Annotated in this window: 21 protein-coding genes; 9 read left to right on the forward strand and 12 right to left on the reverse strand. The window is 59.6% G+C overall.

All coding sequences use genetic code 11. The features are described 5' to 3' along the window. Nucleotide 1: 1 nt before the first annotated feature. From rnk to cyaY, 3 genes are all read right to left on the reverse strand, one after another. Nucleotides 2-412 carry a nucleoside diphosphate kinase regulator gene (gene rnk, locus AC1RO5_RS05115; protein WP_305410493.1) on the reverse strand — a complete coding sequence of 137 codons (411 nt, stop codon included), beginning with the start codon at nt 410-412 and terminating at the stop codon, nt 2-4. 194 nt (nt 413-606) lie between these two features. Next, the gene (locus AC1RO5_RS05120; protein WP_493173316.1) at nt 607-825 is read right to left on the reverse strand and encodes a DUF1289 domain-containing protein; all 219 of its coding nucleotides are present in this window, start codon (nt 823-825) and stop codon (nt 607-609) included. 4 nt (nt 826-829) lie between these two features. Next, complete coding sequence (cyaY, locus tag AC1RO5_RS05125; protein WP_018927535.1) at nt 830-1,162, reverse strand: iron donor protein CyaY; 333 nt, start codon at nt 1,160-1,162, stop codon at nt 830-832. A gap of 238 nt (nt 1,163-1,400) precedes the next feature. Between cyaY and lptM the strand changes: the two genes are divergently transcribed. The 6 genes from lptM to AC1RO5_RS05155 are packed head-to-tail and all read left to right on the forward strand — an operon-like array spanning nt 1,401 to nt 6,011. Continuing rightward, nucleotides 1,401-1,574, forward strand: a complete 174-nt coding sequence (gene lptM, locus AC1RO5_RS05130; RefSeq protein WP_493173318.1) for an LPS translocon maturation chaperone LptM — start codon at nt 1,401-1,403, stop codon at nt 1,572-1,574. A 9-nt stretch (nt 1,575-1,583) separates the two neighbouring features. Then, entirely contained in the window at nt 1,584-2,831 is a 1,248-nt protein-coding gene (gene lysA / locus AC1RO5_RS05135) for a diaminopimelate decarboxylase (protein ID WP_007941282.1), read from the forward strand. A 4-nt stretch (nt 2,832-2,835) separates the two neighbouring features. Further along, nucleotides 2,836-3,666 (forward strand): diaminopimelate epimerase, encoded by an 831-nt coding sequence (gene dapF / locus AC1RO5_RS05140; protein WP_493173320.1) that lies wholly within the window; start codon nt 2,836-2,838, stop codon nt 3,664-3,666. Between the two features lie 13 nt (nt 3,667-3,679). Beyond that, nucleotides 3,680-4,405, forward strand: coding sequence for a DUF484 family protein (locus AC1RO5_RS05145; protein WP_493173322.1), 726 nt, complete (start codon nt 3,680-3,682; stop codon nt 4,403-4,405). A gap of 2 nt (nt 4,406-4,407) precedes the next feature. After that, a complete protein-coding gene (xerC, locus tag AC1RO5_RS05150) occupies nt 4,408-5,307 on the forward strand; it encodes a tyrosine recombinase XerC (RefSeq protein WP_493173324.1) in 900 nt (299 codons plus the stop codon). Next, nucleotides 5,304-6,011, forward strand: coding sequence for an HAD family hydrolase (locus AC1RO5_RS05155; RefSeq protein WP_493173326.1), 708 nt, complete (start codon nt 5,304-5,306; stop codon nt 6,009-6,011). Before xerC ends, AC1RO5_RS05155 begins: the two co-directional genes overlap by 4 nt. Before the next feature lie 80 nt (nt 6,012-6,091). On the opposite strand, the gene sutA is transcribed toward AC1RO5_RS05155, so the two are convergent. The 4 genes from sutA to glnK all read right to left on the reverse strand — a co-directional run bounded on the left by sutA (nt 6,092) and on the right by glnK (nt 8,865). Continuing rightward, complete coding sequence (sutA, locus tag AC1RO5_RS05160; protein WP_305447390.1) at nt 6,092-6,412, reverse strand: dormancy-specific transcriptional regulator SutA; 321 nt, start codon at nt 6,410-6,412, stop codon at nt 6,092-6,094. Nucleotides 6,413-6,514: 102 nt separating this feature from the next. Next, nucleotides 6,515-6,940, reverse strand: coding sequence for a secondary thiamine-phosphate synthase enzyme YjbQ (locus tag AC1RO5_RS05165; protein ID WP_493173329.1), 426 nt, complete (start codon nt 6,938-6,940; stop codon nt 6,515-6,517). Nucleotides 6,941-7,153: 213 nt separating this feature from the next. Beyond that, nucleotides 7,154-8,491, reverse strand: coding sequence for an ammonium transporter (locus AC1RO5_RS05170; RefSeq protein WP_493173331.1), 1,338 nt, complete (start codon nt 8,489-8,491; stop codon nt 7,154-7,156). Between the two features lie 35 nt (nt 8,492-8,526). Beyond that, a complete protein-coding gene (gene glnK / locus AC1RO5_RS05175; protein WP_002555808.1) occupies nt 8,527-8,865 on the reverse strand; it encodes a P-II family nitrogen regulator in 339 nt (112 codons plus the stop codon). 416 nt (nt 8,866-9,281) lie between these two features. On the opposite strand from glnK, the gene AC1RO5_RS05180 reads away from it, so the two are divergent. Then, complete coding sequence (locus tag AC1RO5_RS05180) at nt 9,282-9,542, forward strand: accessory factor UbiK family protein (RefSeq protein WP_008007559.1); 261 nt, start codon at nt 9,282-9,284, stop codon at nt 9,540-9,542. 233 nt (nt 9,543-9,775) lie between these two features. On the opposite strand, the gene AC1RO5_RS05185 is transcribed toward AC1RO5_RS05180, so the two are convergent. Then, a complete protein-coding gene (locus AC1RO5_RS05185; RefSeq protein WP_018927527.1) occupies nt 9,776-10,039 on the reverse strand; it encodes a HigA family addiction module antitoxin in 264 nt (87 codons plus the stop codon). Between the two features lie 396 nt (nt 10,040-10,435). After that, complete coding sequence (locus AC1RO5_RS05190; protein ID WP_493173332.1) at nt 10,436-11,419, reverse strand: hypothetical protein; 984 nt, start codon at nt 11,417-11,419, stop codon at nt 10,436-10,438. 168 nt (nt 11,420-11,587) lie between these two features. On the opposite strand from AC1RO5_RS05190, the gene AC1RO5_RS05195 reads away from it, so the two are divergent. Beyond that, nucleotides 11,588-13,081, forward strand: coding sequence for a YifB family Mg chelatase-like AAA ATPase (locus AC1RO5_RS05195; RefSeq protein ID WP_493173333.1), 1,494 nt, complete (start codon nt 11,588-11,590; stop codon nt 13,079-13,081). Between the two features lie 6 nt (nt 13,082-13,087). On the opposite strand, the gene AC1RO5_RS05200 is transcribed toward AC1RO5_RS05195, so the two are convergent. The 3 genes from AC1RO5_RS05200 to AC1RO5_RS05210 form a co-directional block, all read right to left on the reverse strand. Further along, complete coding sequence (locus AC1RO5_RS05200; protein WP_493173334.1) at nt 13,088-14,302, reverse strand: aldose 1-epimerase family protein; 1,215 nt, start codon at nt 14,300-14,302, stop codon at nt 13,088-13,090. 182 nt (nt 14,303-14,484) lie between these two features. After that, entirely contained in the window at nt 14,485-16,461 is a 1,977-nt protein-coding gene (locus AC1RO5_RS05205) for a methyl-accepting chemotaxis protein (RefSeq protein ID WP_493173335.1), read from the reverse strand. Between the two features lie 185 nt (nt 16,462-16,646). Beyond that, nucleotides 16,647-17,567: a LysR substrate-binding domain-containing protein gene (locus tag AC1RO5_RS05210; RefSeq protein WP_493173337.1), complete on the reverse strand. Its 921-nt coding sequence runs from the start codon at nt 17,565-17,567 to the stop codon at nt 16,647-16,649. Nucleotides 17,568-17,724: 157 nt separating this feature from the next. Here AC1RO5_RS05210 and AC1RO5_RS05215 point away from each other — a divergent pair, with 157 nt between their 5' ends. Further along, complete coding sequence (locus AC1RO5_RS05215; RefSeq protein ID WP_493173338.1) at nt 17,725-19,122, forward strand: NorM family multidrug efflux MATE transporter; 1,398 nt, start codon at nt 17,725-17,727, stop codon at nt 19,120-19,122. Nucleotides 19,123-19,143: the final 21 nt, after the last annotated feature.

The following is a 19,143-nucleotide window of genomic DNA, read 5'->3' on the forward strand; positions in this document are numbered from 1 at the left end:
TTTATTCCGGGAAGTCGCCGCCATTGGCAGGCTGCGATTCGACTGCCAGCAAGGTCAGTTTCAGGGTTTTGCCACCCGGAGCTGGCCAGTCAATGTGCTGACCAACCTTGAGACCCAGCAGTGCGCTGCCGACCGGTGCCAGAATGGATATCTTGCCTTCGTCGGCGTTGGCATCCTTGGGGTAGACCAGGGTCAGGTGATAGTCCTTGCCACTGCTTTCTTCGCGGCAATGCACTTTAGAATTCATGGTCACGACATCGGCCGGCACCTCTTCGTGACCGACCAGGGTGTCGGCGCGATCCAGTTCGGTTTGCAGCGCGATAACGCCCGGCAGCGAGTCATCCAGGCTGTCGATCAGGCGCTCCAGACGTTGCACGTCCAGACGGGTAAGGGTGATGGAAGGTGCGGTCATGATCAGGGCAGACTCCTTTCTTCTGCACGAAAAAAGCAAAACCCCGCCAGAAAAAGGCGGGGTTTTCACGAGCCTCGATGGGTTGAGGCGTATCTGGACACTATCACAGCTCAATAAATAAACAAGCCGGGGGCGACCACGGCCCAGCGCTGACCATTGTGGCGAGGGAGCTTGCTCCCTCGCCACAAAAGCCCTTAAGCCAAGACTTTGCGTTGTGCAGCCTGCACGCAAATCACCCGCCGCCGCTCATCATCGGCCGAGCGCCATTCGCGAATATCTTCGACATGCCGAAAACACCCCAGGCAAACCTTCTGCTCATCCAGCCGACACACACCGCTGCATGGCGAAGGCACTGCCGGGCTGACGTTGCTATAGAGCGGTTTGGGCGGGCGAACGGGCGCAGACTGGGTCACGATCTCACAGACCTTCGAAATCGAGTTCGACGTCGGCTTGCTGCTTGACGATGCGCTCGAGCATCTCGCCCAGTTGCTCGTCGCTCTTGTCACACATCCAGCGCTTGCTCTCTTCGTCGTAGTCGAAGTGGAAGCCGCCCGACACCGCCGCCAGCCACAACTGCCGCAATGGCTCCTGACGACTGAAGATCAACTGGCTGCCGTTTTCGAACTTGACGGTGAGCACACCGGCCGAGCTCTCCAGATCGATATCCAGGTCACTCTCATCGAAAATATCCTCCAGCGTCTGCTGGGTGGCATCGACCAGGTCGTGAAAACGGGCTTCAGTCAAACTCATTACGGGAACCTCAAAAAGTGTCTACTCACGCTCAAGCGCCGCAAGATACGGGCGAGCCCCGATGATTGCAAAGAATAACCACCAAGGACGAGGTGCGGTACGAAATATCCCTGCGCGCCGCAGGACAAGTTACTGCGCCACAGTCAAAGGCCCGCCGGACGGGAGCCGCGTCACATAGGCAAGCTGCCGGGTGGCCGGTATACTCCGGCGCAATTAATGCATTTTCAAGGATTTCGCCATGAAGCGCCTGATCTCTTCCCTTGCGGCTCTCGTCGCGATTGCCTGCCTGGTGTCGGCCTGTGGTCAAAAAGGCCCGCTGTACCTGCCCGATGACAGCCAGGATCCTGCAGAGCAGGCCAAGTCGTCGCAACAGTCTCCGTCGAAAGCACACAAGCACGACGTCTACCAATAAGGGAACGCCATGGACGCTTTTAACTACCGTGACGGTGAGCTGTTCGCGGAAGGTGTTGCCCTGTCCGCCATCGCCGAACGCTTTGGTACACCGACCTACGTCTACTCCCGTGCCCACATCGAAGCCCAGTACCTGGCTTACGCCGATGCGTTGGCCGGCACGTCGCACCTGGTCTGCTTTGCGGTCAAGGCCAACTCCAACCTGGGTGTACTGAATGTCCTGGCCCGTTTGGGCGCCGGTTTCGACATCGTTTCCCGTGGCGAACTGGAGCGTGTCCTGGCCGCTGGCGGCCGCGCCGACAAGATCGTGTTCTCCGGTGTCGGCAAGACCCGTGACGACATGCGTCGCGCCCTGGAAGTCGGCGTGCATTGCTTCAACGTCGAATCCACCGATGAGCTCGAGCGTCTGCAAGTAGTGGCCGCCGAGTTGGGCGTTCGCGCGCCGATCTCGCTGCGCGTCAACCCGGACGTCGATGCCGGCACGCACCCGTACATTTCCACCGGCCTCAAAGAAAACAAGTTCGGCATCGCCATCGCCGACGCCGAAGACGTGTATGTCCGCGCCGCGCAACTACCTAACCTGGAAGTGGTCGGCGTCGATTGCCATATCGGTTCGCAACTGACCACCCTGCCGCCCTTCATCGATGCCCTCGACCGCCTGCTGGGCCTGGTCGACCGCCTCGGCGATTGCGGCATCTACCTGCGCCACATCGATCTCGGTGGCGGTCTGGGCGTGCGTTATCGCGATGAAGAGCCGCCATTGGCTGCCGACTACATCAAGGCCGTGCGCGAACGTCTCGACGGTCGTGACCTGGCGCTGGTGTTCGAGCCAGGCCGCTTTATCGTCGCCAACGCCGGCGTGCTGCTGACCCAGGTCGAGTACCTCAAGCACACCGAACACAAAGACTTCGCCATCGTCGATGCGGCCATGAACGACCTGATCCGCCCGGCGCTGTACCAGGCCTGGATGGACGTTACCGCCGTGCGCCCTCGCGATACCGCGGCGCGTGCCTACGACATCGTCGGCCCGATCTGCGAAACCGGCGACTTCCTGGCCAAGGACCGTCAGCTGGCCCTGGAAGAAGGCGATCTGCTGGCCGTGCATTCGGCCGGTGCCTACGGGTTTGTCATGAGTTCCAACTACAACACCCGCGGCCGCGCCGCTGAAGTGTTGGTGGACGGTGATCAGGCAATCGAAGTGCGTCGCCGCGAGACGGTAGCCGAGTTGTTTGCTGGCGAAAGCCTGCTGCCGGAGTAACCCCATGCTGCTGCGTTTTACCAAGATGCACGGCCTGGGCAATGACTTCATGGTTCTCGACCTGGTCAGCCAGCACGCGCACATCCTGCCCAAGCATGCCAAGCAATGGGGCGATCGGCACACCGGCATCGGGTTCGACCAGCTGCTGATCGTCGAGGCGCCCAGCAACCCGAACGTGGATTTCCGCTATCGGATCTTCAACGCCGACGGCTCCGAAGTGGAACAGTGCGGTAACGGTGCACGCTGCTTCGCCCGCTTCGTGCTCGACAAGCGCCTGACCGCCAAGCGGCAGATTCGCGTCGAGACCAAAAGCGGCATCATCGAACTGGACATCCGCAACGATGGCCAGATCAGCGTCAACATGGGCGCCCCGCGCCTGGTGCCGGCCGAGATTCCGTTCGAAGCCCCGAGCCAGGCCGTGAGCTATCAGGTCGACGTCGATGGCACCCCGGTTGAACTGGCCGCAGTGTCCATGGGCAACCCCCATGCCGTGTTGCGGGTCAGCGATATCAACAATGCACCGGTGCATGAACTGGGGCCGAAAATCGAACATCACCCGCGCTTCCCGGCGCGGGTCAATGTCGGTTTTCTCCAGGTCATCGACCGGAACCGCGCGCAGTTGCGCGTCTGGGAACGCGGGACCGGGGAAACCCAGGCCTGCGGAACCGGCGCCTGTGCCGCCGCAGTGGCCGCGATCAGCCAGGGGTGGATGGATTCGCCACTATTGATCGACCTGCCCGGCGGGCGTCTGTCCATTGAATGGGCAGGCCCTGGCCAACCGGTCATGATGACCGGCCCGGCAGTACGCGTATACGAAGGACAAGTGCGTCTTTGAGTGAGCGAAATCCATGACCGACAAGCCCCAGGTTCCCGCCCTACAGCCCGACGAATCCCCTTCCGAAAGCCTTGAGGCGGCGGCGATTGCCGCGTACCTGGAGGCTCATCCGGATTTCTTCATCGAGCATGAAGAACTGCTCCCGGCCCTGCGCATTCCGCACCAGCGCGGCGACACCATTTCGCTGGTCGAACGCCAGATGACAATTCTGCGCGATCGCAACATCGAGTTGCGTCATCGTCTCTCGCACTTGATGGACGTGGCCCGCGACAACGACCGCCTGTTCGACAAGACCCGCCGTCTGATTCTCACATTGATGGACGCGACCAGCCTGGAAGACGTGGTGATCAGCGTCGAAGACAGCCTGCGCCAGGATTTCCAGGTGCCCTTCGTCAGCCTGATCCTGCTGGGCGACAACCCGATGCCGGTAGGTCGCTGGGTGACGCATGCTGAAGCGCAAACAGCCATCGGTGGCTTGCTCTCGGAAGACAAAAGCGTCTGCGGCAGCCTGCGTGAGCATGAACTGGATTTCCTGTTTGGCGAAGAACAACGCAAGCAGATCGGCTCCACTGCCGTCGTCGCCATCAGCCACCAGGGCATCCACGGTGTTCTGGCCATCGCCAGCCGCGATCCGCAGCACTACAAGAGTTCGGTGGGTACGTTGTTCCTCAGCTACATCGCCGAAGTCATGGGCCGCGTGCTGCCACGGGTCAACAACTCCCTGCGCTCGGTACGCTGATCGTGGAACGGCAACTGGACGCTTACTGCGAACACCTGCGCAGTGAGCGGCAAGTGTCGCCGCATACGCTGTACGCCTACCGCCGCGACCTCGACAAAGTGCTTGGCTGGTGCGTCAAACAGAACATCGGCAGTTGGGCCGCGCTGGACATCCAGCGGCTGCGCAGCCTGATCGCTCGCTTGCATGCACAAGGCCAATCGTCCCGCAGCCTGGCGCGGCTGCTCTCGGCGGTGCGCGGGCTCTATCACTATCTGAACCGTGAAGGCCTGTGCGACCACGACCCGGCCAATGGCCTGGCACCGCCCAAGGGCGAACGCCGCCTGCCGAAAACCCTCGACACTGACCGTGCGCTGCAACTGCTGGAAGGCGGGGTAGAGGATGATTTTCTGGCGCGTCGGGATCAGGCGATTCTGGAACTGTTCTATTCCTCCGGCTTGCGCCTTTCCGAACTGACCGGGCTCAACCTTGATCAACTGGACCTGGCTGACGGCATGGTTCAGGTCCTCGGTAAAGGCAGCAAGACCCGACTGTTGCCGGTCGGCAAAAAGGCTCGCGAAGCATTGGAACTATGGTTGCCGTTACGAGTCATGACCAACCCGGCGGATGACGCGGTGTTTGTCAGTCAGCAAGGCCGGCGCCTTGGCCCCCGGGCGATTCAGGTGCGGGTCAAGGCCGCCGGCGAGCGCGAACTGGGGCAGAACCTGCACCCGCACATGTTGCGACACTCTTTCGCCAGCCATTTGCTGGAGTCCTCTCAGGACTTGCGCGCCGTGCAGGAGCTGCTCGGCCACTCGGACATCAAGACCACCCAGATCTACACCCACCTGGACTTCCAGCACCTGGCGACGGTCTACGACAGCGCCCATCCACGGGCCAAACGCATTAAAGGCGATGATTCATGACCATCCAACTGATCACTTTCGATCTCGACGACACCCTGTGGAACACCGCACCGGTAATCGCCAGCGCCGAAGCCATATTGCGTGAATGGCTGACCGAGCATGCGCCGAACCTGGGCGCGGTGCCGGTGGAGCATTTGTGGTCGATTCGCGAGCGGGTGTTGAGCAACGAGCCGAGCCTCAAGCACCGTATCAGCGCGCTGCGTCGACGGGTGCTTTTCCATGCTCTGGAAGAGGCTGGTTACGACCACGGTCAAGCCTCAGACCTGGCGGATCAAAGTTTTGAAGTGTTTCTACATGCCCGGCATCAGCTGGAAGTATTCCCCGAAGTCGAGCCGACGCTGGAGACGCTGGCCAAGCACTACGCCCTCGGTGTAGTGACCAACGGCAACGCCGATGTGCGCCGACTGGGCCTGGCGGATTACTTCAAGTTTGCCCTGTGCGCCGAAGACATCGGCATCGCCAAACCGGATGCGCGACTGTTTCATGAAGCGCTGAGCCGTGGCGGCGCGACCGCTGAAACCGCGGTGCATATCGGCGATCATCCTGGCGATGACATTGCCGGAGCACAGCAGGCGGGGTTGCGAGCGATCTGGTTTAACCCGGCGGGCAAAGTGTGGGAAGCCGAGAAGGCGCCGGATGCCGAGATTCGCAGTTTGACCGAGTTGCCGGGGTTGTTGGCGCGCTGGAACTCAGCCGATATTTGAGGTGCTGCGATCTTTTGATTTTCACCCATGAAAAAGCCCGCAGCGACGGCGGGCTTTTTCAGCAAGCAGGAAGCAGGCGCTTAGATAGGCCGGCTGCCGTACTTGTTATCAGGCTTCTTGGGAGGATCGGCGACCACATTGGCCTCCACTTCCTGCACCTTGCCGCCCCGTGCCAGAAACTCTTCCATGGCCTTGGCCAGGGCATCGCGTTCCTTGTTCTTGGCTTCAACGCTCGGCAGCTCATCGACCGATACCGCTGCCTTGGCTTTGCCTTTGGCAGTCGGAACGGGCACATCACCACCGTCGTCTTCAGCGACGTCTTCAGCCGCCGCTTCCAGGCCTTCTTCGGTTTCGTCGTCGCCTACTTCGAGGTCGTCGTTTTCCAGATCATCGTCGCTCATGTTCTACCTCATGACTTGCGAAAAGCAGATTAGTTATAGCCCAGCTTTGCCTCCTGTCGAAGGCTGCCGGAAAAAATTCAACCACCGCTGGTGACCAGCGGTTTATGCCCCTTCACCGTGCACGGTGGCGAGGACTTTACGAGCACCGCCATGATCACGGTGCTCGCCCAGATAAACGCCTTGCCAGGTTCCCAACGCCAGTCGGCCTGCCGAGATTGGCAAACTGAGCTGACAGCCAAGCACGCTGGCCTTGAAGTGCGCCGGGAGGTCGTCCCGGCCTTCGTCGTTATGCTCATAGTCGTCCGTTCCTTGTGGGATCAGACGATTGAAAAATCGTTCGAAGTCGCGACGTACCGCCGGATCGGCGTTCTCGTTGATGGTCAACGACGCCGAGGTATGCTGTAGCCACAAATGCAACAGACCGACCCGACACGCCTTGAGTTCAGGCAAGCCGGCGAGTAACTCGTCCGTTACCAGATGAAAGCCCCGGGGCCGTGCCCGCAGGGTAATCAGAGTCTGTTGCCACATACAGTTCTCCGCACGTTCGGGGCGCATTCTAGCGCGCTCTGGGAAAAAACAAAGGCCCTAATATTCCTTCAATCGTGTAAGCCATTGGCCGCAGAAAAACACCCGTTGTAAACGCCCCTGAACGTGTATGAAAAAACCTTTCAGCCTTTCCTTCACTGACAAAATCAAGACAAAAAAATGCCCGGCAAGCCGGGCATTTTTTTACAGGCGTGCTTACAAGTTGTAGCCGCGTTCGTTGTGCAGCGCCAGATCGATGCCGACTGCCTCTTCTTCCTCGGTGATACGCAGACCCATGACAGCGTCCAGCACCTTGAGAATGATGAAGGTGACGATCGCGGTGTAGATCACCGTGAAGCCGACGCCTTTGCACTGAATCCAGACTTGAGCCGCGATGTCGGTGACGGTGCCGAAGCCACCCAGGGACGGTGCCGCGAACACACCGGTCAGGATCGCGCCGAGGATACCGCCGATACCGTGCACGCCGAAGGCATCCAGGGAATCGTCATAACCGAGTTTGCGTTTCAGGGTAGTCGCGCAGAAGAAGCACACCACGCCTGCTGCCAGACCGATCACCAGAGCGCCCATCGGGCCCACGGTGCCAGCCGCCGGAGTGATTGCAACCAGACCGGCCACCACACCCGAAGCGATACCCAGTGCACTTGGCTTGCCGTGAGTGATCCACTCGGCAAACATCCAGCCCAGCGCCGCAGCGGCGGTGGCGATCTGAGTCACCAGCATCGCCATGCCGGCAGTGCCGTTGGCGGCCGCAGCGGAACCGGCGTTGAAACCGAACCAGCCGACCCACAACATCGCTGCACCCATCAAGGTGTAACCGAGGTTGTGCGGCGCCATCGGAGTGGTTGGGAAGCCTTTACGCTTGCCCAGTACCAGGCAGGCAATCAGACCGGCCACACCGGCGTTGATATGAACCACGGTGCCACCGGCGAAGTCCAGAACACCCCAGTCCCACAACAGGCCGCCGTTGCCGGACCAGACCATGTGCGCAATCGGTGCGTAAACCAGGGTGAACCACACGCCCATGAAGATCAGCATGGCGGAGAACTTCATCCGCTCGGCGAAGGCGCCGACGATCAGCGCCGGGGTAATGATGGCGAAGGTCATCTGGAAGGTGACGAACACTGCCTCAGGGAACAGTGCCGCAGGCCCGGTCAGACTCGCAGGCGTGATACCGGCGAGGAAGGCCTTGTTCAGACTCCCGAAGAACGAGTTGAAATTGATGACGCCCTGTTCCATGCCGGTGGTGTCGAACGCGACGCTGTAGCCATAAATGACCCACAGAACGCTGATCAGACCGGTAATGGCGAAGCACTGCATCATCACGGAAAGAAGGTTTTTCGACCGAACCATGCCGCCGTAGAACAGCGCGAGGCCGGGAATGGTCATGAACAGCACCAGGGCTGTCGAGGTCATCATCCAGGCGGTATCGCCGGAGTTGAGGACTGGGGCCGCCACTTCGTCTGCCGCCATGGCCAGGCCGGGCATTACGAGGGACAACAGGGCTCCTAGCCCTGCGATTTTACGCAGAGTCATATTGTTTTCTCCTGGGGCGTTGGGTTTGTGGCGGCTTAGATTGCGTCGGTATCGGTTTCGCCGGTACGGATGCGAATCGCCTGTTCCAGATTGACCACGAAGATCTTGCCGTCACCGATCTTGCCGGTGTTGGCGGCCTTGGTTATCGCCTCGATAACCCGGTCCAGATCCTTGTCGTCAATGGCGACATCGATCTTCACCTTGGGCAGAAAATCGACCACGTACTCCGCGCCGCGATACAGCTCGGTGTGACCCTTCTGCCGACCGAAGCCTTTGACCTCAGTAACGGTAATGCCCTGCACGCCGATCTCGGACAGCGACTCGCGCACGTCGTCCAGTTTGAACGGCTTGATGATGGCAGTGACTAGCTTCATGAAAACTCTCTCCCGAATTGGTGGACTTGCCCCAGGAAAACAAACCCGACTCAAGTCTAAGCGCAGTGCCTGGCTTTGTAACGCATCGTCGGCCTTACCTGCCCATCCGACGCCAGCTAACCACTCCGCACGAAACTTCCCCCGTTCCGCTTGGCGCACTGCATTCGTCACAGCGACTGCATCAGTGCATGGGTCACCAGCGACTAAGCAGAAAGCTTGCCATCTATCCAAAACCCATTGATTTCAAGCCCTTGGCCGCTGCCACAGGCCCTTCCAGTCGATTGACGAAACGGTTACGCACAACAACAGTGCGCGACCACCCACTCGTATGCGCGAAAAGCGTGCATCCCAGCCTTCGAGATTGACTATAGACACTGCGTGATACACTGCCTGCCATTGTTGACAGGACATTTCCCATGCTCGCGCCAAAAGACTTCCTCGACGCCCTGAGCGGCACCGCCTCCCGCCTCTTCAGCGGCGACACCCCACTGCCGAAAAGCGAAATCGAAAGCCAGTTCAAGGCTTTGTTGCAGAGCGGCTTCAGCAAGCTGGACCTGGTGAGCCGGGAAGAGTTTGATAGCCAGATGGTTGTGCTCGCACGGACCCGGGCACGGTTGGAGAGCCTTGAGGCGAAAGTGGCGGAGCTGGAAGCGAAGCTCAATCCACCCACCGAATAACCCCGCCGGTTCCCTTGGCAATAGGATCTACTGTGGGGGCGAGCCTTCTCGCGATTAGAGTCACCACGGTGTTCCAGCCGCCCCGCGCTGGAACAACCGCCCCGTAGGAGCTGCCGAAGGCTGCGATCTTTTGATCTTAAGCCCCGCAAACACCCCGGCAACTTCCTCCGCCGCCGTCCGCTCAATGCCTCTTGGTGGAAGCGTGCTTCGCGGGTGATGCAAGCACCCGAAGCTCAACCACGCTCGATTTCGGCCCTGCGCTGATCGTAGGTCGATTGCAGGTTTAGCCAGAGTTCGGGCGTGGTGTTCAGGTAAATGGAAAGCCTCTCGGCAAGGTCAGGGCCTACATCGCTCTCCTGCATCACAAGGGCACTCACCTCATCTCCAACCTCATTCAACGAGCTAGCCAAACCAGCCGCCGTAATGCCCATTGGCTCAAGAAACTCCTTTTCAAGGATTTCGCCAGGATGAATCGGCCGCATTCCAGAATTGCTCATCTCCCCTCCTGAGGGCTTGATCAACTGTGATCATAAGCAGCCACCCCGATCCGACAAGAGCGTCCGAGCTCTTTCACCGAAGTCCTTCATCTATCCAGGCCCGGTCCTACAAAAAAACTAGCTCCTCAGTTGATTACGCCCAAATACCAGCCGCGACGTAACCTGTGTAGCAGCTGCCGAAGGCTGCGTTCGACTGCGCAGCAGTCGTAAATCCAAGTTGTACGGTTTGCCTGATGCACCGCGTGATCTGATTTTACGACTGCTGCGCAGCCGTACGCCGGCTCCGCCAGCTGCTACGGATCGTGTTATGGCTTAACTGATTGTAGTTATGGCAAACGCGCCACTCCATGCTTTAAAGGCAATCTAACTGATTTTCTTACTAAAACCACAAACAAACTAAATCATAGACTCACTCCAGAGTCTAAATTGGCGACTGGCGGTTTCTCTGGCAGATAGTTCTCCATCTACATCGAACTTAGCAGTAAATGTGCTTCTACCTTTTGGTAATGGCCCTAACACAGCCATTCCGAGGCCGATTTGACAGATATGCCTACCGAAGCCAATAAAGCGATCGTGCGCTTCGTCCCTGAAAAAATTATCAGCTACCGAAACCAAATCAAGACTTGCTAGTCCACGACTCAAAGCGGGGATCTTGCAGATAGTACGATTTATTCGATCATGAACGCCGGCATGCAACTCGCTATCTTTTTGATCGCCGAAAGAAATGATTTTTACGTTATGCCTGGAATTTAGTTGGGATAGATAGATAAAAAAATTCCTTAAACTATCTTCGTTTTGGCCGCGTGCTGCTGCTTCTCGAACATTTGTAAAAAGGTACCTATCTACGATCAGAATTTTCTTAGAGCATTGTGCAAACGGCTTAAGTCGCTGATCCCATACATCCGGCGCAGCATCAGTTGGCGCTATATCAGCCCTAGAGAGCAAATATGATCTTTGTAAATTTTCGGATTCGCTACACACTCCAGCTCCTAGCAATTCGAACCCAGTATTTATGCAACGCCGTTTCTGTTCATCACTTCCACTAATAACATACGCAACTGCTCCTTCGGCAAAGGCCGTTTTGAACAGAGTGCTTAGCTTACATAATTCATCGAACGAGCCATAATCACCAAAGTTCCACCATTCATTATCAACATCTCTTTTTATGCCATACTCAACCGCTCTTAACCAGCGCTGCTTAAATTTCTCAGGAAGTTTATTTATAAACCCGAGGAGATCTCCATGCCCTGCACCCGGAATGACTAGCGCGCCTCTTTCTATCCAATTCTCTGTTATAAAATCATGAACCGCGCTCATGCTAACATCGTGTAGAACAGGAGAATCGAAAAACTCTTTATCAAGCGAAAACTCAGTTATCATCCATTAATCCCCAGTTTTTCCTTAAGACGCTCTTCGAAAAAACCCTCAGGCCAAGCATCAATAAAGTCACCTTCTTTATCGAGCCTAATATGTAGGATTTCACCACCATTAGAAGTAGGCTCCACAAAAACCGCAGGAAGCGGTTCCCCGTCAGCTCAAGGAACGACCATGTCCCTATCCATCGTCCACAGCCGTGCCCAAGTTGGCGTGGATGCGCCCGCCGTCACCGTAGAAGTGCATCTGGCCAACGGCTTGCCGTCGCTGACCATGGTCGGGCTGCCCGAGGCGGCGGTGAAGGAAAGCAAGGACCGGGTGCGCAGCGCGATCATCAATTCCGGCCTGCAATTTCCAGCACGGCGCATCACCTTGAATCTCGCCCCTGCCGATTTGCCGAAGGATGGCGGGCGGTTCGATCTGGCGATTGCCTTGGGGATTCTGTCGGCCAGCGTGCAGGTGCCGACGTTGACGCTGGATGACGTGGAGTGCCTGGGAGAGTTGGCGCTGTCGGGCGCGGTGCGTGCAGTTCGCGGGGTGTTGCCGGCGGCGCTGGCGGCGCGCAAGGCCGGGCGCACGCTGGTGGTGCCGCGAGCGAATGCCGAGGAGGCATGCCTGGCGTCGGGGTTGAAGGTGATTGCGGTGGATCATCTGCTTCAAGCGGTCGCGCATTTCAATGGCCACACGCCCATCGAACCCTACGCTTCCAATGGTTTGCTCTACGCCAGCAAACCCTATCCAGACTTGAATGAAGTGCAGGGGCAACTTGCGGCCAAGCGAGCCTTGCTGATTGCAGCGGCGGGGGCTCATAACCTGTTGTTCAGCGGTCCACCAGGGACGGGAAAAACGTTGTTGGCGAGTCGTCTGCCGGGGCTGTTACCGCCATTGGCCGAGAGCGAAGCACTGGAGGTCGCGGCGATTCAATCGGTCGCCAGTTGTGTGCCGCTGAGCCATTGGCCGCAGCGCCCCTTCCGACAACCCCACCACTCCGCCTCAGGCCCGGCACTGGTGGGTGGCGGCTCGAAACCGCAACCCGGCGAAATCACTCTCGCCCACCATGGCGTGCTGTTCCTCGATGAGCTTCCAGAGTTTGATCGCAAGGTATTGGAGGTATTGAGAGAGCCATTGGAGTCCGGCCACATCGTAATTTCCCGCGCCAAGGACCGCGTACGCTTCCCGGCACGCTTTCAACTGGTCGCTGCGATGAATCCTTGCCCCTGTGGATATCTTGGCGAGCCAAGTGGCCGTTGTTCCTGTACGCCGGACATGGTGCAGCGCTATCGCAACAAGCTGTCGGGGCCACTGCTGGACCGCATCGATCTGCACCTGACGGTTGCTAGGGAGGCTACGGCGCTGAATCCTGCGTTAAAACCCGGCGACGATACAGCCACCGCCGCCAAGCTGGTTGCCGATGCAAGAGAGCGGCAACACAAACGCCAAGGTTGCGCCAATGCCGTCCTCGACCTGCCAGGCCTACGCCGACACTGTAAGTTATCCACAGTCGATGAAAACTGGCTGGAATCCGCCTGCGAGCGTTTAACGCTGTCGTTGCGAGCGGCCCATCGACTGCTCAAGGTCGCGCGCACGCTGGCGGACCTTGAGCAGGCTGACGGGATCAGACGCGAACACCTGGCCGAAGCGCTGCAATATCGGCCAACAACACTCTAGTTGGTGTCACCCCTTGGTCAGATCAACCAACGGCGTCTGCCGCACCTCAGTCTCCCGCCCGCCCTGAATCTCGTTCACCCGCTTCAATGCCTTATCCACAGCCGCTTTATCCGCCAACAAGCTGTAGCTGATGCGGAACTGCTTCTGCTCCTTCGGCCCAATCGTCGGTACCAGGTTCAGTGGCCGCTGATATCGGCGGTTGTAGGAAAAGCTCGTCCCCGGCTCCAGCCCCGTGACGTAGCCCTGGCCTTGGGTATCGGTGTTTTTCCACAGGGAGAACACCGGCAGTGTTTGAGTATTGAAGCCGACCGAGACACCCAGGCTGCCGGCCTTGTTATGCAGCACGGTCAACGTATCGCCCTTGGCATCGGCGTACGGCACCACGTTGTAAACCGTTTCGTCGTAGTCCTTGGTCGGCGCGCGGTAGGTTTGCCAGTCCGGCAGATCGCCTTTGGCTTTGTCGTTGAACGGCGACACCTGCTTCACCGGAGCGGCGAAACGCGCGCCCTGTTCCAGGAACGGGGTGCTGAAGTTGCTGTGATACAGCGCCTGATATTCCTTCGGGTAGTCGCCGTTGTTGGTCAGGGTGTCGTTGAGGGCGAACACTACGCTGCCAGGTTCGGTGACCAGTTCGGTCGCGACGGAGAAGTCGACTTTCTTGAATGCCTGCTCTTTTAGCTCACCGCGCAGGCTGATGGCGTATGGCGGTTTTTCATCGATGTGCAGGGTGACTTTGTTGGCCGGGATGTTGGCGGCGCGACCGTGCAGGGTAAGCAGTTCGCCATTGTCCATGCCGGGATGGCCGACCCATTCGTAGCCGCAGCGGGTAACCAGCTCATTGAAACCTTCCAGCCAGCCCAGGCCACCGCGGCCGTTGAGTTCGATGAAGGACGGGTTGACCACTTCCTTGACCGGCGAATCCCAGCCCATGCGCACATTGCCGACAGAGGCCTGCAAGACGTTCATGCCGCGAGTCGGTACCACCGAGAGTTTCATCGCGCCGTTATCGATGTCGACGATGCTGACACCCTCCTGCCGACCGCCGTGCAAGGTGCGCAGGGTCACGGAGAAGGGTTTGTCGGTTTTTACCCCGAGTTGCTGGCTGGTGATTTGCCAGTTCTGGGCGGCCTTGTCGGTATCGAGCAGGACGTAATCCCAGGCCATGGCGTGAGAAGCAGCGGACAGTGCGCTGAGGGCAACGAAGAGTTTGAGCGGGGTCATGGCAGCAGCCTTTATTGGAGTTGTGCCATTTTTATAAACTTGAAGAAACGTTTCAGCAAGCATAAAAATCGAGATCACGACGGCAAATGCCAAATGATCGTCGATATGGGGTTTGTGGATAACGCGGAGATTTGAGTTGATGCCATAGCGAGCCTACTCGCGATGGCGATTTGGGCAGCGCCTCAACGAAACCGGTCAACCTCATGCCGCAAGTCCGCCGCGAGCTTCTCCAGCTCTTTGGCAGTCACCGCCAGGTTCGACACCGCTTCCCGCTGCTCACTGTTCGCCAAGGCGATGCTTTGCAGGTTGCTGCTGAGCAAGGTCGCGGTGCTGCTTTGTTCCTGGGTCGCGGTGGTGATGGCGGCGAATTGCTGACCGGCCGAGCGGCTTTGCTCATCGATCCGCGCCAGGGCTGAGGCGACGTTGGCGTTGCGCGACAGGCCTTCCTGCATCAGCACGTTACCCTGCTCCATGGTGCTGATCGCGTTGCCGGTTTCCTGCTGGATACTTTGGATCATCCCGGAAATTTCGTCAGTGGCCTGGCGAGTACGTGAGGCCAGGTTGCGCACCTCATCGGCCACCACCGCAAACCCACGACCCTGCTCACCGGCACGCGCGGCTTCGATGGCAGCGTTGAGCGCCAGCAAATTGGTTTGCTCGGCGATCGCGGTGATCACCCCGACAATGCCGCCAATTTCCTGTGAGCGCTGACCCAAGGTGTTGATCACCGTCGCGGTGCTGTTCAGCGCACCGGCGATTTGTTCCAGAGACGAGGATGCTTCGTCCATCGACGTACGACCGATCTGGGTTTGCTGTGCGTTTTCCTGCGCCAGACGCTGGGTGTTGCCCATGTTGTCGGCAATGTTCAACGAAGTGGCGCTGAATTCTTCCACCGCGCCAGCCATGCTGGTGATTTCGCCGGACTGCTGCTCCATCCCTTCATAGGCACCACCGGACAAGCCAGACAACGCTTGGGCGCGGCTGTTGACCTCTTCCGAGGCTCTACGAATGTGTTCGACCATCGTCGACAGCGCCTGGCTCATCTGGTTGAAGGCGCGGGCCAACTGACCGATTTCGTCGTTGCTCGACACGTTCAGGCGCACGCTCAAATCACCGGCACCCAAGGCTTCGGCCTGACGCACCAGATCGCCCAGCGGCGCCAGTTTGCTGCGCAGCAACCAGACCGCCGAACCCACCGCCAGCAACATCGCCAGCAGGCTGCCGATGGCCAGTCGAATGCCGACGCTCCAGGTCACCGCGCGGATTTCGGCTTTCGGCATGCTCGCCACCACCGACCACGGCCCGCCTTCGAACGGCACGGCAATGCTGTAGAAGTCTTGCGACGTGTCGCTCCAGAAATCGCCCTTGCCCGGTGTCTTGGCCAGACCGACGATGGCCGGGACTGCCACATCCAACGCTTGCACACCGGCGATCGGCACCAGCCATTTGTTCTGCTCATCGAGCAGCGCCAGCGAGCCGGTCTGGCCGATGCGGAAGCGTTTGAGGTTTTCGAACTGAGCGTTCTGTGCGTCGGTGTAATCGAATCCTACGAACAGCACGGCAATCACCTTACCGCCGCTGTCGCGTACGGGGGTGTATTGAGTCATGTAGGACCGTTCGAAGAGCAAGGCGCGACCGACGTAGCTCTGCCCGGCCATCAAGCGCGCATAAGCCGGATGAGCGTGGTCCAGCAATGTGCCGATGGCCCGGGTGCCGTCCTGTTTGCTCAGGGACGTGCTGACCCGAATGAAGTCTTCGCCACTGCGCACGAACAGCGTCGCGACGCCGGCAGTCATTTGCTTGAACTCGTCCACTTCCTTGAAGTTGTTGTTCAACACTTCGCCGCCCAGGTGCAGGCCCGGGGTCTGCACACCCGCCACGGTCACCGGCTCATCCGGGTGCACGCTCAAACCGGCGCTGAAGCGCTTCTCGAACAGGCCGCTGAGGCGCTGGGTACTTTCACGCAACGTGCCGTGGAACGTGCTCAGCTGATCGGCCAGCAGCCGTGCCTCGCTGGCCAGGTGCTCTTCGCGGGTGGCGAGGTTGGCGGCGTCCAGCGAGCGCAGGGCAAATACGGTGCTGCCGCTGATGACAACCGCCAGTATCACGGCAAGCGCAAGACCCAGCTGTGAGGCAATCCGAGCACGAGGTTGAGACATGACAGCTCCTGGCCCAGTGGGCCGGATCATCCTGATCCCGTCGCACTTGGCAAAATTTCTGATAATGGGGAAAGCGTGGAGCCTGGCACGAAGGTTCCATCAGCAGATTTTCGGCGGCAAAGCCGAATACTTGAGTGATTAACGGGGATATGGCTCAAGGCCGCCATTGCAGCGGCTCCATCGATTCAGCCCAGGCGTTCGACATCCGGCAATTCCATGGCCCGGACTTCGCCTTGCAGGAAATCGCTGAGCCGGCGCAAACGTTCACCTCCGGGACGGGTTTTCGGCCAGACCAGGTAATAATTCTCACCACTGGCGACGGCTGTCGGCCACGGCAAACTCAGACGTCCCTGCGCGACATCCTCCGCCACCATCAGCAAATCGCCCATGGACACGCCGTAGCCGCGGGCGGCAGCGATCATGCCCAGCTCCAGGGTGTCGAACACCTGCCCGCCCTTGAGCGAGACCTGATCGCTCAGGCCCATACGCTCCAGCCAGTTGCGCCAGTCACGGCGGTCCGGCGTCGGGTGCAGCAGTTCGGTGCTGGCCAGGCGCGCAACGTCCCACGGTTGGTCCTTTAGAAGATTCGGCGCGCCCACCGGAATCAGCTCTTCGGGGAACAGCAAAGTCGTCTCCCAGTCCGGTGGAAAATGCCCGTTGCTGAGGATGACGGCGCAGTCGAAGGGTTCGTGGTTGAAGTCCACCGTATCGACGTCCATCCAGGCACTGGTCAATTGCACCTCGTTCCCCGGTCGCAGGTGGCGAAAACGGCTGAGCCGCGCCAACAGCCAGCGCATGGTCAGGGTCGACGGGGCTTTCATGCGCAGGATGTCGTCTTCGGCGCGCAAGGTGTTGCAGGCCCGTTCAAGGGCGGTGAAGCCTTCGTGTATGCCCGGCAGGATCAGCCGCGCCGACTCGGTCAGTTGCAGGTTGCGCCCGCTGCGATGGAACAGCCGACAGGCGAAATGCTCTTCAAGCGTACGAATGTGCCGACTGACCGCACTTTGTGTGATCGACAATTCTTCGGCGGCGCGGGTAAACGAGCTATGCCGCGCCGCCGCTTCGAATGCTCGAAGGGCATACAAGGGAGGAAGACGACGAGACATTGGGAAAGCTCCTATAGCGCGGTTACCTCAACTTATCAGAAAGTCCTTGGCATGAGTTTTAATCATGCCACCCATCCTTTTTATCCCTTTGTGGAAACCCCGCAGAGCGCCGAGAATCGACGCTTCCTGCTCTCTCTGACAATCGAGCGTGATGATCATGCAGCATCCAGCGCGTATTGAACTCTGGGCCATCCTGCGGCTGGCCGGGCCGTTGATTGCCTCGCAGTTGGCGCACATGTTGATGGTCCTCACCGACACCTTGATGATGGCGCGCCTGAGTCCCGAGGCGCTGGCCGGCGGCGGTCTGGGCGCGGCGACGTATTCGTTCGTGTCGATCTTCTGCATCGGCGTGATCGCGGCAGTCGGCACCCTGGTGGCGATCCGTCAGGGCGCGGGCGACATCATCGGCGCGGCGCGGCTGACCCAGGCCGGGTTGTGGCTGGCCTGGTTGATGGCGCTGGTGGCGGGCCTGCTGCTGTGGAACCTCAAACCGGTGCTGCTGCTGTTCGGCCAGACCGCAACCAACGTCCAGGCTGCCGGCCAGTTTCTGTTGATCCTGCCGTTCGCCCTGCCCGGCTACCTGAGTTTCATGGCGCTGCGCGGCTTCACCAGCGCCATCGGCCGGGCGACGCCGGTGATGGTCATCAGCCTCGGCGGCACCGTGGCCAACTTCCTGCTCAACTACGCGTTGATCACCGGCATGTTCGGCCTACCGAAAATGGGCCTGATGGGCATCGGTCTGGTCACGGCGATCGTGGCCAACCTCATGGCGCTGGCGCTCGCGCTGCACATTCGTCGGCACCCGGCCTATGACGCTTATCCGTTGCGTCAGGGCCTGTCGCGGCCCAATCGTCTGTACTTGAAGGAGTTGTGGCGCCTGGGCCTGCCGATTGGCGGCACCTACGCGGTGGAAGTCGGCCTGTTTGCCTTCGCCGCGCTGTGCATGGGCACCATGGGCAGTACGCAATTGGCGGCGCACCAGATCGCCCTGCAAATCGTCTCGGTGGCGTTCATGGTGCCGGCGGGGCTTTCCTACGCGATCACTATGCGCATCGGTCAGCATTACGGTGCCGGGCAATTGCTGGATGCGCGGCTGGCCGGACGGGTCGGGATCGCCTTCGGGGCTGTGTCGATGCTGGGGTTTGCGATGGTCTTCTGGCTGCTGCCGAATCAGTTGATCGGCTTGTTCCTGGACCACAACGACCCGGCCTTTCGCCCGGTCATCGAACTGGCCGTGAGCCTGCTGGCGGTGGCGGCGTGGTTCGAGCTGTTCGACGGCACACAAACCATTGCCATGGGCTGCATTCGCGGACTCAAAGATGCCAAGACCACGTTCCTGGTAGGTTTGGGCTGCTATTGGCTGATTGGTGCACCGGCCGCCTGGTGGATGGCCTTCCATCTGAACTGGGGGCCGACGGGCGTCTGGTGGGGGTTGGCGCTGGGGCTGGCGTGTGCGGCGGTGAGCCTGACGCTGGCGTTTGAGTGGAAGATGACGCGGATGATTCGGCGCGAGCCGGCGCCGCAGAATAGTTTCACAGCCGCCCAGCCAGACTGAGATCCCTTGTAGGAGCGAGCC

It is taken from the genome of Pseudomonas sp. GW822-FHT02G04, assembly GCF_058802085.1.